Origin of the sequence: Corynebacterium yudongzhengii (assembly GCF_003065405.1) — a bacterium.
GTDB lineage: Bacteria > Actinomycetota > Actinomycetes > Mycobacteriales > Mycobacteriaceae > Corynebacterium > Corynebacterium yudongzhengii.
In genome coordinates, this window is record NZ_CP026947.1 from 878,219 (window position 1) to 893,426 (window position 15,208).

Genomic DNA, 15,208 nt, shown 5'->3' on the forward strand with positions numbered 1-15,208 from the left:
GTCTATCGTGCCTCCAGGATGGCGACGACGCCCTGGCCGCCGGCCGCGCAGATCGAGATGAGTCCGCGGGTGCCGGGACCGGCCTCGTGGAGCCGCTTGGCTAGGCCCGCGACGATGCGGGCGCCGGTGGCGGCGAAAGGGTGGCCGGCGGCGAGCGAGGAGCCGTCGGGGTTGATCTTGGTCTCATCGATGTCGATGCCCTGCGCGCGCAGGGCCGACAGGGTGGTCAAAACGGTCGAGGCGAAGGCCTCGTGGATCTCGAAGATGTCGATGTCGTCGGTGCTCAAGCCGTTGCGCTCGAGGAGCGCGGGAAGCGCATGTGTGGGCGCGAGCAGCAGGCCGTCGGTCTTTTCGTCGCCGCCCACGTGGTCGACGGCGGCGACCTGGGCGTCCACGAAGGCTGCCCACGGGGTCCAGTTGCGGGCGCGGGCGGTGTCTTCGTCGGCAAGCAAGACGGTCGCGGCACCGTCGGTCATGGCCGTGGAGTTGCCGGCGGTCATGGTGTCGCCGAAGACGGGCTTGAGCTTCGCGAGTTTCTCGACGCTCGTGTCCGTCCGCAAAATGTTGTCGCGCTCCAGGCCGCGGTAGGGGGTGACGAGGTCGTCGAAGAAGCCCTCCTCCCACGCGAGTGCCAGGCGCCGGTGGCTTTCATAGGCGATGCGGTCCTGGTCTTCGCGGCTGATCTCGTGGGCGGCTGTGGTCAGCGCCTGCGATTGGCCCATCGATTTGCCGGTGCGCGGCTCGCCGACTCCGGGCGGGTTCGGCGCCAGATCCTTCGGGCGCAGCGAGCGAAAAGCCTTGAGGCGGGCGCCCAGCGTCTTCGCGCGGGCGGCGGTGTTGAGGATCGTGTTGAGCCGGTCGGAGACGGTGATCGGGGCCGTCGAGGTGGATTCCACGCCGCCGGCGATGGCGATCTTCGCCTGGCCGAGGCGGATCTTGTTGGCGGTGTAGATGAAGGTCTCCAGGCTGGTGGCGCACGCCTGCTGGAGATCGACGGCGGGCGTGTGCGGGTCGAGCCCGGTGCCCAGTACTGATTCGCGGGTGAGGTTGTAGTTGCGGGGGTGTTTGAGTACCGCGCCGGCGGCGACTTCGTCGATCTTTTCTCCGGAGAGGCCGTGGCGGGCGATGAGCCCGTTGAGTGCGGCGGTGAGCAGGTCTTGGGCGGTGGTGTCGGCATAGGCGGTGCCCGCGCGGGCGAAGGGGGTGCGGTTGCCGCCGACGACGACGACGTTTCTTAAGGATGGGGTCATGGTAGAACTCACTTCCTCGGTCTGTGTGTGACCTAGACTACACGATACCCGGAGTTTCTGATACTCTCAGTTCCATGAAGACGATCCACTCCACCGACCGTCCCGTCGACGGACGCACCACCCGCTGGGACGAGCACCGCCGACAGCGCAAGAAGGAGCTGTCCCGGGCGGCGCTGCGGGCGATCCGCAAGAAGGGCGCCCACGTCGGCATGGGGGAGATCGCGGAGGAAGCCGGCACCTCGAAAACCGTCTACTACCGGCACTTCGGGGACCGCGCCGGACTGTGGTCGGCGCTGACCGACCGCACCGTGGACTTCATCATTCACCGCCTGAGCCTGGATGAGACGACGAACTTAGCGGGCGACGAGATCGTCGCCAAGCTCGCCGATGCCTACCTCACCCTCGTCGAGCGCGACCCGGAAATCTACGAGTTCGTCAGCGCCGGGCCCGGGCCCACCTCCGACACGGACATCACCGATCCCGTGGTGCACGTGACCTCGCGCATCGGCATCCAGCTGGCTGCCTACCTGCGCCGGATCGGCTACGACGACCGCGCCGAGGTCTTCGCCCAAGCCATCGTGGGCGCGATCTGGGCCGCCGCCGATCGCTGGGTGGCCAACGACCGCCGCCGATCCAAAGCTGAGGTCGTCGCCCAACTCCACGAACTTTTCCAACCCGGCCTCACACTGCCACCCACCTAGAACAGCCCAAGGAGTCTCGCCATGACCACCACCATTAACCCCACTCCCGCCGCACCCCGCGATCGCGCCGCCCTGGCCGCCGGCCTGCGTGCCGCCCTCGACGGAGAGTTCCACGAGTTCAAACAAGGTCTGCGCGAGCGCCTCGACGCCGAGACGATGGTTCGCCCCGTCGGCCAAGACATCGACACTGCCCGCGAATGGACCACCAACAGCCTGCGCCGGCTGACCGAGACGGGCTACAACACCGTCGGCATGCCAGAGGAGTTCGGTGGCACCGAGAGCTTCGCGCACTCGATCGCGGCCTTCGAGGTTCTCGGGACGGGGGATCTGTCGCTGACCATCAAATCCGGCGTCCAGTCCGGCCTGTTCGGCGGGGCGATTTTGAACCTGGGCAACGACGAGCAGCGCCGCCGCTGGCTGCCCGGGGTGATGAACCTCGATATCCTAGGCTGCTACGGCATGACCGAGCTCGGGCGCGGCTCCGACGTGCAAAGCCTCGAGACCACCATCACCTACCTGCCGGAGACCGAGGAATTCGAGGTCCACACGCCCACCGACGATGCCCGCAAGGCCTACATCGGCAACGCGGCGAAAGACGGGCACATGGCGGCGGTCTTCGGCAAGTTAATTGTCGACGGCACCGATCACGGCGTGCACTGCATCGTCGTACCCATCCGCGACGATGAGGGCAACGCCCTCGAGGGCATCGAGCTCGGCGACCATGGCCACAAGGGCGGGCTGCTCGGCGTCGACAACGGCACCATCGCCTTCCACCACGTGCGCGTACCGCGCGAAAACCTGCTGGATCGCTACGGCCACGTCAGCGCGGACGGCACGTACTCCTCGCCGATCGAGCGCCGCGGCAAGCGCTTCTCGACGATGCTGTCCACCCTCGTCCGCGGGCGCATCTCCGTCGGCGGTGCCGGGGCCTCGGCCACCCGCCGCGGGCTGACCATCGCGGTGCGCCACGCCCTCAAGCGCACCCAGTTCACCACCCCGACTGGCGAGCCCGTGCATATCATGCGCTACCAGCTCCACCAGCGCAAACTCGTCCCCGAGCTCGCCCGCGCCTACGCCTTCGGCTTCGCCCAGAACGAGCTGATGAAAAGCTTCCAGGCCGTGGCCGACGGCGAAGGCGACGAGACCGCCCAGCGCGAACTGGGCACGCACGCCGCCGGGCTTAAAGCCGCCCAGACCCGCTGGGCGAACGACACTTTGCAGATGTGCCGCGAGGCCTGCGGCGGCTACGGCTACATGGCAGAAAACGGCCTGACCACTTTAACTGCCGACGCCGACGTCTTCGCCACCTTCGAAGGCGACAACACGGTGCTCAGCCAGCTGGTCGCCCGCGGTCTGCTCTCCGGCTTCCAGGCCTCGTGGTCGAACCTCGACATGTTGGAGACCGTGCGCCGCTCCGCCGCGCTGGTGAGCAACCGCCTTCTAGAGCGCACCACCGCCAAAGCCACCATCGACCGGCTGGTCTCCATCGCCTCGCGGAAGTCGAGCGAGGAGAAGATCCTCGCCCGCGGCTGGCACGTCGAGCTTCTCGAATACCGCGAAAAGCGCATCATCGAAGCCCTCGGCATGCGCATGCGCGAGGTACTCAAGCTGGACAAGTCCGAGCAGTTCGAGGCCATGAACCAGTGCCAGAACCACATGGCCGACGCCGCTGCAGCCCACATGGACCGCGTCATCCTCGAGGCCTTCATCGAGGGCATCAGCGAAACCGAAGAAGGTCATGCCCGCGAGGTCTTGATCAAGCTCTGCGACCTCTACGCCTTATCGACCATCCACGACAACGCCACCTGGTACCTGGAGCGCTCCGTCTACGACGGCCCGCGCTCGCGCGGGATCGCGCAGGCGATCGAGAAGCTCTGTGCCGAACTCACTGACGACATCGAGGCCATCACCGACGGCCTCGGCGTGGAGGAGAAGTTCCTCAACTCGGTGATTGCTCAGGCTTAGGGTTTGGGGGTGCTGGTTGGTGCGCACTCTGACCGGCGAGGCTCCGTTTCTGGGAGGGTGAACTCATCCAGCGGTAGCGCAACACGGGCGCCCGGCCGGAGATGCGAGGGTGGCGGCCTGACGCTTGGCCGCGCCAGGCTCATCCGCCCCACCAGCGTCTCTGGCAAGCTCGCGCGGTCTGCTGGCGCCTTCCTGGCTATAACGCGATAGCGCTGGACGAAAGGAGGGGCCCTAAAGGAGTCCTGCTTTCGACCGCGTGGGACTCCTTTATATAGGGGTGCTTTCGACCGGGCGTGCGATAGGGGTTGTGCTGTATGGAATTCAGGGCGCTCCGCCCACAGTGGGCTGGTTTTCGTACCGTGTCAACGTCTGTGCTGTACAAAAGCTTAAAGGAAGGAGCTTAAGGGGCGCGCCCTTTAAACATTTGCCTGGCGGAAATAGCCGATTTGGGCGTCCTTCAAGATTCCTCCTTTAAGTATTAGTGTTCGAGTGCCACGGAGGCTCCACGAAACGGACCGCGACTGGGGTTGAATACCCTCATTTGCATAGAGTGACAGCGCTCGTCGACGGTCAAGTCCGCGGGAGTGGTGTATCTGTCCTTCCTGAATCATTGGAATCTAGTGGAGGGGGTGTCGGGGACCGGCGCGGGCTGGGTTGCTGTGCATTAGGCCGCTCCCTCGGTCGTGACGGTGTTGCTCGCGTCGACGGTGTTGGCGACGATAAGCTTTCGGGTTTGTTCCAGGCTTGCCAGTGACATGTAGCGCTTTTGTTGAATCCAATCATCATGCTGCTCGGCGAGCACTGCCCCGACGAGTCGTACTACCGCGGCCCGATTGGGGAAGATGCCGACAACGTCAGTACGCCGGCGGATTTCCCGGTTGAGTCGTTCCGTCGGGTTATTCGACCACACCTTCGTCCACACAGCTTTCGGCGTGTTCGTGAACGCTAAGATCTCATCCAACGACTCTTCCACGTATCCGGCTACTTCTGGGAAACGCTGGTGACAGAACTCTACTACTTCCCGGGCTTGGTCCCACGTGGACCTGGCGTCGGCTTGCTGAAAAATGGAATGAAACATCCCCGACAACGTCGTCCACCCGCGCTTGGAAACTTTCGAGGAAAGGTTCTTGGCAAAATGCGTTCGGCACCGCTGCCAACCGGCAGTAGGAAGAACTTGGCCGACAGCGGCCTGGATACCCAGGTGGGCATCACTAGTGACGAGGTAGACTTCACCAAGTCCGCGGGCTTTTAAGTCCTGGAAGAACCCGGTCCAAGATTCCACGGACTCTGATGTTGCTACTTGCATGCCCAAAAGCTCCCGGTAGCCGTCGTTATTGACACCGGTGGCAATAAGCACGCTGGTCGTGACTACCCGTCCGCCTTCACGAACTTTCATGGTCACCGCATCACAGGACAGGTAGTAGTACGGGCCCTGATCAAGCGGGCGGGTTCGAAACTCCTCGACCATGATGTCGAGTTCTTTGGCCATGTCAGAGACCTGGGACTTCGACAGGTTGGTGATCCCCAGTGTTGCGACCAGGTCGTTCATCCTGCGGGTGGAGACACCCTTTAAGTAGCAGGTGGCGATCACTGTGGTCAGGGCCCGTTCGGTTCTGCTGCGTCGTTCCACAAGCCAATCAGGAAAGAAGCTCCCGGTGCGTAGTTTTGGGATAGCGACGTCAATGGAGCCGACACGGGTGTCGAGTTGGCGGTGACGGTAGCCATTGCGGGTGTTGGTGCGCTGCGGAGAAACAGTGGCGTAGTCAGCACCGCAGACGCTGTCGGCCTGAGCCGAGAGGATTTGGTTGATGAAGTCCGAGAGCATTTGGCGCATCAAATCTGGGGACGCTTGAGTCAGTAGCTCTTCGAGATACGCGGTCGGATCGATATGATGAGGGTCAGCGGCCATCGCAGGGTACTTCCTTTCGAGGATAGGTAGAAGTTGATTCGAAAGGTACCCGCGATGGTCGCCTTCATGCACACCGGCACAAGACTTACCGCGGGCTACAGATACACCACGCTAACGGACGCAACCTCGTCGAATTCAGGGCCAAAGGAGGAGTCTCTCGACCTCGCCGAGCGGGGCACCGCTGATCACCGTTAATAGCCGCCTTCCGAAAGCGTGACGAGCGTCGCAATAACGCCGACAACCAACGGCATCGCGTATTTCCGTGGATGACGTAATGCGTTGCGCTCGGATTTCGTACCCTTAAGGGGGGTATTTGAACTCGAGCCACGCGGAGCCACACGCCGCTATGGCACACAGTACGAAGCCAACAATAATGTGCCACCAATTGAGAGTTTCGAAATAGAGTCCAACACTTAATGGCGCTAAAGAACCCACAGCAAAGATGGCGAGGTTGACCTCAGCTGACATCAGTCCGCTTCGCCGTGCATCCCCGACTAGAACAATGTGTTCCCGGGTTTGTGGGTTGCGGCTCAGTACTGTCGTTTGAGCCGTATTCACTACCGTTAATGCGATGAAAATAAGGGGTGAGACCCCTTCCTTAGCAATGGCCCAGCTCAACAATCCCGCGAAAGCAGAAATAAGTATCAGACTTGACCAGACGCGTGAATCATGGAGAGCGCTGGTAGCGAAGTAATTGGAGCGCAGCAGCTTCAGCGATCTCCTGCGCACTGACGTACGGACTACCGGAAGGTGTAACCCAAAGACGAAGGCAATGGCGATACCGGTTACAGCTAACAGTGTGGCGAGGAACACTGAGCAATAACCTGCCACAAGCGCAAGGGTGAACCCGAAAAGATAAGCAGCCAGGAGGCTGAATCGGCCATCGATGGTGGAGATCGCCAGTACAGCCAGCGACGAGAAAAGAGAGAAAATGAGGAGCGAGATGTAGCTCTGAGCGGAACCGTAACCGGCCTGGGAAAAGAACACTCCTAGCGGAAGTAGACCTTCGACTAGGTAAACGACAAGACCAATGAGTATCGATGCCAGCGCGAGGGTTTTCTCCGAAAAGGGGAAAATGAGTAGTTCACGCAGTTGGTTATCTCGCAGCCAACCTTGGAAAAGAGTACGGCAGAACAATATTGCGGCCACACCAGAGCTGAGGCCGAGAACTCGGAGATCCAAGGGAGGAACTAGGTCCGCGATCAGCACGACGACAATGCTCAGGACAACGCCAGTCACGAACACGTTGGGGCGTACGAATTGAGCAATGATGGCTCGACAGGCTAGCGCCAGATCCTGAGTCATGTGGCCGGACCTTGTTCGAGAAGATGAACAATGTCCTCTGCGCGGTTCGGGACTTGCCGCTGCCTGGACAACTCACCGTTTTGGAGGACGTACATGCTGTCGCAGCAGCGCACGAAGGATTCAGCGATGTGCGAGCTCATAAAAACTGAGTGATCTTGATCGGCGTAGGAGAGGATCGAGTCGTAGAGGAACTCGGTGCCGGTGAAGTCAAGAAAATCAACCGGTTCATCCAGAATCAACAGGGGCGCGCTGAGGGCAAATGCGCATATCAAACGGGCCTTCTTGTTGTTTTCGCTCGATAGGTCGGATAGTTTCGTCTCCACATGGGATGCGAATGAAAAGCCGTCGATGAGGGAGTGGACCGCATCATCGTCTATGTCACGTCGGTAGACGGTGTGGAGATACTTCAGCAGATCCTCGAACGTCCACTGGGGGAAAACTGTGCTCTTCTGCGAACACGGCGTACCGAGTGGCTTTGAAGTCCTTGTCGCCAGGAGAGCTTTTCCTTCCTCGAGTCCGGAAGTCTTCCGACGACCAACCGGGCAGAAGCCCCGTTAGCCCTCGGATGAAGGTGGGATTCCCAGCGCCGTTGCCGCCGAGCAGGCCAACCACTTTTCCGATCGGAATTGCGAACCTATTCCCGCGCATGATGGGGTTCTCAGGGTCATACCAGGCCTGAAAAGAAGTAACTTCTAGCAGCGGTTGGTCAGTGTCAGGCATCGCGGTTTTTGTGGAATCGGCTGAACCCGGCGAATAAGAGAATGAGCGTTGCGACTCCGAAAACGGCCGAGTCAATGCCAAAGCCGTTGCGGATGTAGAGCACGATGGCGATGACAAGGGTGAGAAGCGCGAGCAGGAAAGCGATGAGAGGGCTGCGGCTCTCGCGGGTCGGAACAGTCATTGAAAACCTATCCTTACCACTGGGACAGTGACGCACTAGATTCTAAACCACGTGTCCGAAAATATCTGGAGTATTAAATCTCTTGAAACGCTTTTGAGTTTTCTACACGGACGATAGCTCTGCCGGTAGTAAAACCGATAAATAGTAAAAACGCTAGTAGCATTAAAAGGATCCAAGCGTTATTTCTTGTAACAAAGCCATCGGTGAATCTGGTGCCAATGTATCCGGTTAAAACGAAAATAGACATGACCGCGATGAGGGGGCATGAAGCGGCCGCTGAAGTTGAGTGCGCCCGCCAGCCAAGTTGAAACCCCGAGTGGTGTGAGAATAATTGCGTCCGAGGGGTCTAGGGACATGCTCAAGTAAAGGCTTGAGAGTAAAATAGCTCCTAATAATAGGCAATAGCGCAAACTTTTAAGTCTGTTGCCATAAGTTGGGGGGTTGATTAGGAAAAAGACATTATCCCAATGAAGACCAACGCAGAGAATGCTCCTTTTGGAAGCGTCATATTGACCGCGGAAAAATGAGTGGACCGAAAGAGGATAAACACTATTGAGGAATACGCCAGAGTCCGGGAATGCTAAGCGTTAACGCGTTAGCAACAAGATTCGGGTTAGCGTTTCGAGCTTGGTTAAATAGCCACCATATGCTTGCAAAAACCATGCCGTCTGCAAGGGTGCTCGAGGTTAATAGGAGTGGCCATATTTAGGTGTCAGAGGCCAGGGGTAAGAGTTGTTGCCTTTTCGATTATGTAGGAGCCGAATTCCCGCAAAACAACCCACCCGCTAGCCTGGAACCCCAAGCAACGAAAGCCCCAACGAAAGGAAGCCCCAGTGACCGGAGAGCACACGCGCATGACCGCCTTCGTCCACGGTCATGTTCAAGGGGTGGGCTTTCGCTGGTGGACCCGCTCCCGGGCTCTCGAGCTGGGGTTGAGAGGACACGCCACCAACCTGCGCGACGGCCGTGTCCAGGTGGTGGCGGAGGGGGAGCGCGGGGACGTCGATAAGCTTCTGGAGCTGCTGCGGGAACAGCCGTCGACGACGCGGCGACCGGGCAGCGTGGAGACAGTCGTCGAGCAGTACTCCGCGCCGCGCGGCGAAGAAGGCTTCATCGAGCGCTAAGCCGCGTTCGCTAGTTGCTAGTCTGATTCATCGTGCACCTGAAATCGCTGACGCTTCGAGGCTTCAAGTCGTTCGCGTCCGCGACCACCATGAAGTTCGAACCCGGAATCTGTGCGGTCGTGGGGCCGAACGGTTCCGGCAAGTCCAACGTGGTCGACGCCCTGACCTGGGTGATGGGGGAGCAGGGCGCGAAGAACCTGCGCGGCGGCAAGATGCAGGACGTCATCTTTGCGGGCGCGGGCGATCGCAAGCCGCTGGGCCGCGCCGAGGTTACCCTCACCATCGACAACACCGACGGCAAGCTGCCGATCGAGTACTCCGAGGTCTCCATCACGCGGCGCATGTTCCGCGACGGCGCCAGCGAGTACGAGATCAACGGCGCCAAGGCGCGGCTCATGGACATCCAGGAGCTGCTCAGCGATTCGGGTATCGGGCGTGAGATGCACATCGTGGTCGGGCAGAACAAGCTCGGCGACATCCTCGCCTCCCGTCCCGAGGAGCGCCGCGCCTATATCGAGGAAGCGGCGGGTGTGCTCAAGCACCGGCGTCGCAAGGAGAAGGCCCAGCGCAAGCTGCAGGGCATGCAGGCGAACCTGGATCGGCTGCAGGATTTGACGGATGAGCTCGGCAAGCAGCTGAAGCCTTTGGCGCGGCAGGCGGAGACCGCCCAGCGGGCCGCGACCGTGCAGGCAGATCTGCGCGATGCGCGCCTGAAGCTCGCCGGGGATCGGGTGGTCACGCTGCGTGCGGAGCTCGAGAAGAACACCGCCCGCGCTGAGGAACTGCACGCCCAGGTTGAGACCGCCAGCGAGCGTCTCGACGAGGCCACCGCCCATCAACAGGTCGCCGAGCAGCGCCTCGAGGAGCTCACCCCGGCCGCGGAGGAGGCGCAGCAGCTGTGGTTTCGCTTATCGACGCTCGCCGAACGCCTCTCCGCCACCACGCGCATCGCTCAGGAACGCGCGGACAACGCCGGTACTGTGACCGCCTACCGCGGCCCTGACCCGGACGACCTCGAGGCCCAGGCGCAGCGTGCCGACGAAGAGCACGCCGAACTCGTCGAGGAAGCCGAGATCGCCGCCGAGAAACTCGAGGACCTTCGCGAGCAGGTCGCCGAGAAGCAGGAGATCTTCGACGCCGCCGACGCCGAGCACATGGCGCAGGTGCGGGCGATTGCGGATCGTCGTGAAGGGGTAGTGCGCCTGCTGGCCCAGGAGGAGTCGCTGACCGGCCAGATCACGTCTGCCGAGCAGGAGATCGAGCGCGCCAGCGCCACCGCCGCCGAGACCCGCGAGCGCGTCCGCGCGGCCGATAAGGAGGTCGCCGACGCCGCCCAGACGATCCGCGATCTCGCCGCCCAGCGTGAGCCGCTACACGAGGCCCACGTGCGCGCCAGCGCCGAAGCCCAAGCCGCGGACAAGCGTCTCGACCAGCTGCGCGACGAGCAGCGCCAGCGCGAACGCAGCGTCTATAGCCTGAGCGCGCGCATCGACACGCTCCAGGAATCCGCGCCGCGTCTGCAGGCCTCGGAGCTTCTCGACGACACCTTCGCCCCCGTCAGCGACCGCATCCGCCTCACCGACGTCTCGCTCGCCCGCGCGCTCTCGGCGGCCCTGGGTGCACACGCGGAGGCGCTGAGCGGGTCGACGACGAAGGGGGTCGTCGCGACGCTGGCCGAAGCCTCCCGCACCGTGGTGATCGACGACTCGCTCGTCGGGGAGAGCTGGCGCATGGACGCCGACCTGCCGGCCGGCACCCACTGGCTGCTGGATAGCGTGCATATCGACGACTCCCTCGCCGTCCCCATCAACCGCCTGCTCGCGGACGTGGTCGTGGCTCCGGATCTGGATACCGCCTTCGCCGTCATCGACCAAGACCCGCGCCTGCGGGCGGTGACGGCGGAAGGCGTCGTTGTCGGCGAAGGCTGGATCCAGGCCGGTACCGGTTCTACCTCGAGCGTGGAGACCTCCGCCCAGATCGAGCAGGCCACCGCGGAGCTCGAGGAGGCCAAAGCCCGACTCGACGAACTCGCCGGCACCCTCGAAGGCGCGCGCACCGCCGCGGAGGAAGCCCGCGTGGCGGCGGCGTCGGCGACCGCGGCGCTGCGCGAACACGACGCCGTCGCCGAGTCCTGGCAGCGCGACCATAAGCGGCTGCAGAAACAGTACGAGGCCAACCGCAAGGAGCACGAACGCTCGTCGGCACGCGCCACCGACGCCGAAGCCAGCCTCGCGCAGCTGCGCGATTCCTTGGCGGAGACCCGCGACCGGCTCGCCCGCGTGCAGGCCGACGACGAACCCGAGGAAGCCTCCACCGAGCAGCGCGACCGCGCCGCCGAAGCTCTCAACCAGATCAAGGCGATGGAGGTCGAAGCGCAGCTCGCCGCCCGCCAGGCGACCGAGCGTGCCGGGCAGAAGGCGGGGCGAGGGGATGCGTTGCGTCGCCAAGCGGAACACGAGCGCGAGGCCAAAGCCCGCCACGAGCGCGCGATGACCAAGCGGCGGTTGGCCGGGGAGCTGGCGGGGGCCGTCGCCAAGCACGCCCGGGATGTCGCCGCGCGTACCGACGACGCCCTCTCGCGTGCCACCGACCAGCGCGACGAGCTGACCCGCCAGCGGGGCGAGGTCAACCAGCAGGTCAGCCGGCTGCGCAGCGAGGTGCAGGCGGCGCGCCGGCAGGTAGACCAGCTCACCGAGAACGCGCACTCCGCCGAGATCGCGCGCTCGCAGGCGCAGGTGCGCGTCGATGAGGCGGAGGGCAAGATCGTCGAACAGCTCGGCGTGCCGATCAGCGACCTCCTGCGCGACTACACCCCCGGTGAGGACTTCGACCGCGCCGCCGAAAAAGCCCGCCAGAAGCAGGCGGAGAAGGACCTGCGCTCACTCGGTAAGGTCAACCCGCTGGCGCTCGAGGAGTACCGCGCGCAGGAGGAGCGCTACGACTTCCTGGCCACCCAGTTGGACGACGTCCTCCGCGCCCGCCGCGATCTCACCCAAGTCATCGAGGACGTGGACGCGCAGATCCTGCAGCTTTTTACCGACGCCTGGGCGGATGTCGAAAAGGAATTCCCCAAGGTCTTCGACACCCTGTTTCCGGGCGGCGAAGGCCGGCTCGTGCTCACCGAGCCCGAGGACATGCTCACCACCGGCATCGAGGTCGAAGCCCGCCCGCCGGGCAAGAAAGTCAAGCGCTTATCGCTGCTTTCCGGCGGCGAGAAATCCCTCACCGCGCTCGCTTTGCTGGTGGCCATCTTCCGGGCGCGGCCCAGCCCGTTCTACGTGATGGACGAGGTGGAAGCCGCGCTTGACGACGTCAACCTCCGCCGCCTGATCGCCCTCTTCGAAGAGCTCCGCAAGGACTCGCAGCTGATCGTCATCACCCACCAGAAACCGACGATGGACGTCGCCAACGTCCTCTACGGTGTGACCATGCGCGGCGACGGGATCACCCGCGTGCTGTCCCAGCGCATGAACCCGGAGGGCCAAGCACCGGGCGCGGGGGTGTGAAAACCTTCCGGAGGTGACACTATAGGGGCATGGATCAAACTCTGCTCTGGATAATTATTGCCGCCGCCGTGGTCGTGCTGATCATCATCGGCATCATCGTCGTCGGCGGCAAGCGTAAGAAGGACAAGGCGGTCAGCTTCGCAAAGCAGGAGGAACCGCGCGAGCTGACCCAGCAGGAAAAGTCCGGAAACTACCAGGCCGCCGGGGGATTCAACTTCGCCTCCGCCATCAAGAGTGAGGCCGACGAGCGGCGCCAGCCCCAGCCGGCACAGCGCGACGAGCCGGCGGCGACGAGTGAGGAGCCGGTCGTCGAGAAGCACATCGCCGAAGGCCCCGTCAGCGAGGGCTCCGAGCTGACCACCGAGCACGCTGAGGCGGAGCCCGAGCCTGAGGCGGAGGTGGAACCGGAACCGGAGGTGAAGCCGGAGGCGGAGGTGGATCGCGCCGAGGCCGAGGAGGCCGCGACCGCCGCGCAGGCCACCGCCGAGGGGGTCGACGAGGCCGTCGAGCAGACCCCCGTGCCGGAAGGCGAGCCTGCTCCGCCGCCCGAGCCGCTCGACGACATCGCCCCGGCCACCGGCCGCATCGGGCGTTTGCGTGGGCAGCTGTCGCGTTCGCAGAACGCGATCGGCCAGGGGCTGCTCGGCATCCTTACCGCTGGTGACCTCGACGAAGACGCCTGGGAGGAGATCGAGGACACCCTCATCATGGCTGATCTCGGCGCAGAGCTGACCGCCAAGGTCACCGAGAATCTGCGCACGAAGATCGCCGAGCGCGGCGTCAGCTCCGAAAAGGAAGCCCGCGAGATGCTGCGCGAAACCCTCATCGAGGCCGGCCGGCCGGAGCTCGACCGCTCGGTCAAGGCGATGCCGGTCGACGGGAAGCCGGCCGTCGTGCTCGTCGTCGGCGTTAACGGCACGGGCAAGACCACGACGACGGGCAAGCTCGCCCGCGTGCTCGTCGCGATGGGGCACAAGGTGCTGCTCGGCGCCGCCGATACCTTCCGCGCCGCGGCCGCCGACCAGCTGGAGACCTGGGGTCGCCGCGTCGGGGCGACCACCATCCGCGGCGCCGAGGGCGCCGATCCCGCGTCGGTCGCCTACGACGCCGTCGCCCGCGGTGTGGAGGAGCAGGCCGAAGTGGTGCTCATCGACACCGCCGGCCGCCTGCACACCTCTCACGGGCTTATGGATCAGCTGGGCAAGGTGAAGCGCGTCGTCGAGAAGAAATCGCATGTCGACGAGGTGCTCCTCGTCATCGACGCCACCGTCGGGCAAAACGGCCTGATGCAGGCGCGGGTGTTCTCTGAGGTCGTCGACATCACCGGCGTGGTGTTGACCAAGCTGGATGGCACCGCCAAGGGCGGCATCGTCTTCAAGGTCCAGGAGGAGCTCGGCGTTCCGGTCAAGCTCGTCGGCCTTGGTGAGGGTGCCGATCACCTCGCGCCATTCGAGGTGGAAGGATTCGTCGACGCGCTGCTGGGGAACTAAACTCAGGGGAGCATCGCCTGAGAAAACTATCCAACGTTCACTAGTTGAACCTAAGACAATGCGGTCGGAATACATTATGGTCTAGAGCGCACAAGACGATGCGTCTGATCACAGCAGCGAGGCGGTGTTGACATGGTAGGGTCGAATGACTCCCAGTGGTCGAACGAGCAGCCCAGTGCCGGAGACGCGCACGGCAGCTATGACTGGGCAGGCTCGACGCAGTCAGCGCCGCCAAGAAAACAGACCTCGGGATGGACAGTCGTACTCGTCGTCACCGCCGTCGTGCTGGCGGTAGCCGCCGTTGGTGTGTGGGCATGGAGTTCCCTTCGCGAAAACGGTGGCGATCCCGACCCTGTAGCAGCGGGGGTCACACCATCCGAAACCGAAACCTCCGCGCCACCCGCCGAGGAAGAAACCACCGCAGAGCAGGTCGAGAGCGAAGAAGTAGAAACGACTGAGGACGTATCTGAAACTGTCGAAGAAGAGACAGCGGAGTCACTAGGAAGCTGCGCTTTGGATGCGTTTCCTCAAGACGGAAGCCACGAATTGAGCCTTTATTGCGACGGCCAGTGGCACTTCGTCGCGCAACCATATTCAAGTCACTTCGCTTTGCTTCGGTGGAACGGCACTAGCTGGGAATCGTATGGCCCCCATGGAAGGAACGGCGTGAGTAAAGCGTTCACGTGCTACTCTGGAGAAATCTTGGAAGCTGATGGGGCGTCCGCAGGACTTTTCGACGCGCTGCAGGAATACTACAGCGTGTGCGAGCTCAACGGTTCTTATGTCCTCGACTAGGAGCGAGGAGTCATTCAGACAGCTGATTGGCCGTAGCTTAGTCGCTTTGCTGAGGTCGCAGGAGTCGAAGATCACGGGAGGGCAGTCCTTGAGTGCGGCGGCACCAGTGCTCGCCGCACGGCGCACCCGGTAGCGGGGACGCCCGCAAGCGCCAGCCAAGTCAACCGACAAAGGTTTTTACGCACGTGCGTAAAAACCCGCTTCTCACGATGCGGCGGCATAAGTGTCAGATGCGGTTTGTTGGTAGAGCTTCTCCGGCATG

Annotated in this window: 11 protein-coding genes; 6 read left to right on the plus strand and 5 right to left on the minus strand. The window is 63.0% G+C overall.

Translation table 11 applies throughout. The annotated features are described in order from the left end of the window. Window positions 1-2: 2 nt before the first annotated feature. Window positions 3-1,250: an acetyl-CoA C-acetyltransferase gene (locus tag C3B44_RS04060; protein WP_108431257.1), complete on the minus strand. Its 1,248-nt coding sequence runs from the start codon at window positions 1,248-1,250 to the stop codon at window positions 3-5. Between the two features lie 74 nt (window positions 1,251-1,324). Here C3B44_RS04060 and C3B44_RS04065 point away from each other — a divergent pair, with 74 nt between their 5' ends. Together C3B44_RS04065 and C3B44_RS04070 are read left to right on the plus strand one after the other, a co-directional pair. Further along, window positions 1,325-1,951, plus strand: a complete 627-nt coding sequence (locus C3B44_RS04065; RefSeq protein WP_108431258.1) for a TetR/AcrR family transcriptional regulator — start codon at window positions 1,325-1,327, stop codon at window positions 1,949-1,951. A 21-nt stretch (window positions 1,952-1,972) separates the two neighbouring features. Continuing rightward, a complete protein-coding gene (locus tag C3B44_RS04070; protein WP_108431259.1) occupies window positions 1,973-3,916 on the plus strand; it encodes an acyl-CoA dehydrogenase family protein in 1,944 nt (647 codons plus the stop codon). 664 nt (window positions 3,917-4,580) lie between these two features. Here C3B44_RS04070 and C3B44_RS04075 read toward each other — a convergent pair. The 4 genes from C3B44_RS04075 to C3B44_RS04090 all read right to left on the minus strand — a co-directional run bounded on the left by C3B44_RS04075 (window position 4,581) and on the right by C3B44_RS04090 (window position 8,031). Beyond that, on the minus strand, window positions 4,581-5,825 hold the full coding sequence (locus tag C3B44_RS04075) for an IS256 family transposase (RefSeq protein ID WP_108430557.1): 1,245 nt from the start codon (window positions 5,823-5,825) through the stop codon (window positions 4,581-4,583). A 300-nt stretch (window positions 5,826-6,125) separates the two neighbouring features. After that, the gene (locus tag C3B44_RS04080; protein WP_108431260.1) at window positions 6,126-7,130 is read right to left on the minus strand and encodes a hypothetical protein; all 1,005 of its coding nucleotides are present in this window, start codon (window positions 7,128-7,130) and stop codon (window positions 6,126-6,128) included. Beyond that, window positions 7,127-7,453: an ATP-binding cassette domain-containing protein gene (locus C3B44_RS04085; RefSeq protein ID WP_146183477.1), complete on the minus strand. Its 327-nt coding sequence runs from the start codon at window positions 7,451-7,453 to the stop codon at window positions 7,127-7,129. The genes C3B44_RS04080 and C3B44_RS04085 overlap by 4 nt, the downstream gene beginning before the upstream one ends. 389 nt (window positions 7,454-7,842) lie before the next feature. Next, complete coding sequence (locus C3B44_RS04090; RefSeq protein ID WP_108431262.1) at window positions 7,843-8,031, minus strand: hypothetical protein; 189 nt, start codon at window positions 8,029-8,031, stop codon at window positions 7,843-7,845. Window positions 8,032-8,885: 854 nt separating this feature from the next. On the opposite strand from C3B44_RS04090, the gene C3B44_RS04095 reads away from it, so the two are divergent. The 4 genes from C3B44_RS04095 to C3B44_RS11630 all read left to right on the plus strand — a co-directional run bounded on the left by C3B44_RS04095 (window position 8,886) and on the right by C3B44_RS11630 (window position 14,946). Continuing rightward, a complete protein-coding gene (locus C3B44_RS04095; RefSeq protein ID WP_108432546.1) occupies window positions 8,886-9,155 on the plus strand; it encodes an acylphosphatase in 270 nt (89 codons plus the stop codon). A 32-nt stretch (window positions 9,156-9,187) separates the two neighbouring features. Beyond that, on the plus strand, window positions 9,188-12,661 hold the full coding sequence (smc, locus tag C3B44_RS04100) for a chromosome segregation protein SMC (RefSeq protein ID WP_108431263.1): 3,474 nt from the start codon (window positions 9,188-9,190) through the stop codon (window positions 12,659-12,661). A gap of 29 nt (window positions 12,662-12,690) precedes the next feature. Then, window positions 12,691-14,151, plus strand: a complete 1,461-nt coding sequence (gene ftsY / locus C3B44_RS04105) for a signal recognition particle-docking protein FtsY (RefSeq protein WP_108431264.1) — start codon at window positions 12,691-12,693, stop codon at window positions 14,149-14,151. A gap of 132 nt (window positions 14,152-14,283) precedes the next feature. Beyond that, complete coding sequence (locus C3B44_RS11630) at window positions 14,284-14,946, plus strand: hypothetical protein (RefSeq protein WP_146183476.1); 663 nt, start codon at window positions 14,284-14,286, stop codon at window positions 14,944-14,946. Window positions 14,947-15,208 lie beyond the last annotated feature (262 nt).

What these genes read in the sequence shown, in the direction of transcription:
- C3B44_RS04080 (WP_108431260.1), bottom strand. Translation starts at nt 7,130, where the DNA reads ATGACTCAGGATCTGGCGCTAGCCTGTCGAGCCATCATTGCTCAATTC.
- C3B44_RS04090 (WP_108431262.1), bottom strand. Translation starts at nt 8,031, where the DNA reads ATGACTGTTCCGACCCGCGAGAGCCGCAGCCCTCTCATCGCTTTCCTG.
- C3B44_RS04060 (WP_108431257.1), bottom strand. Translation starts at nt 1,250, where the DNA reads ATGACCCCATCCTTAAGAAACGTCGTCGTCGTCGGCGGCAACCGCACC.
- C3B44_RS04075 (WP_108430557.1), bottom strand. Translation starts at nt 5,825, where the DNA reads ATGGCCGCTGACCCTCATCATATCGATCCGACCGCGTATCTCGAAGAG.
- C3B44_RS11630 (WP_146183476.1), top strand. Translation starts at nt 14,284, where the DNA reads ATGGTAGGGTCGAATGACTCCCAGTGGTCGAACGAGCAGCCCAGTGCC.
- C3B44_RS04065 (WP_108431258.1), top strand. Translation starts at nt 1,325, where the DNA reads ATGAAGACGATCCACTCCACCGACCGTCCCGTCGACGGACGCACCACC.
- C3B44_RS04070 (WP_108431259.1), top strand. Translation starts at nt 1,973, where the DNA reads ATGACCACCACCATTAACCCCACTCCCGCCGCACCCCGCGATCGCGCC.
- ftsY (WP_108431264.1), top strand. Translation starts at nt 12,691, where the DNA reads ATGGATCAAACTCTGCTCTGGATAATTATTGCCGCCGCCGTGGTCGTG.
- C3B44_RS04095 (WP_108432546.1), top strand. Translation starts at nt 8,886, where the DNA reads ATGACCGCCTTCGTCCACGGTCATGTTCAAGGGGTGGGCTTTCGCTGG.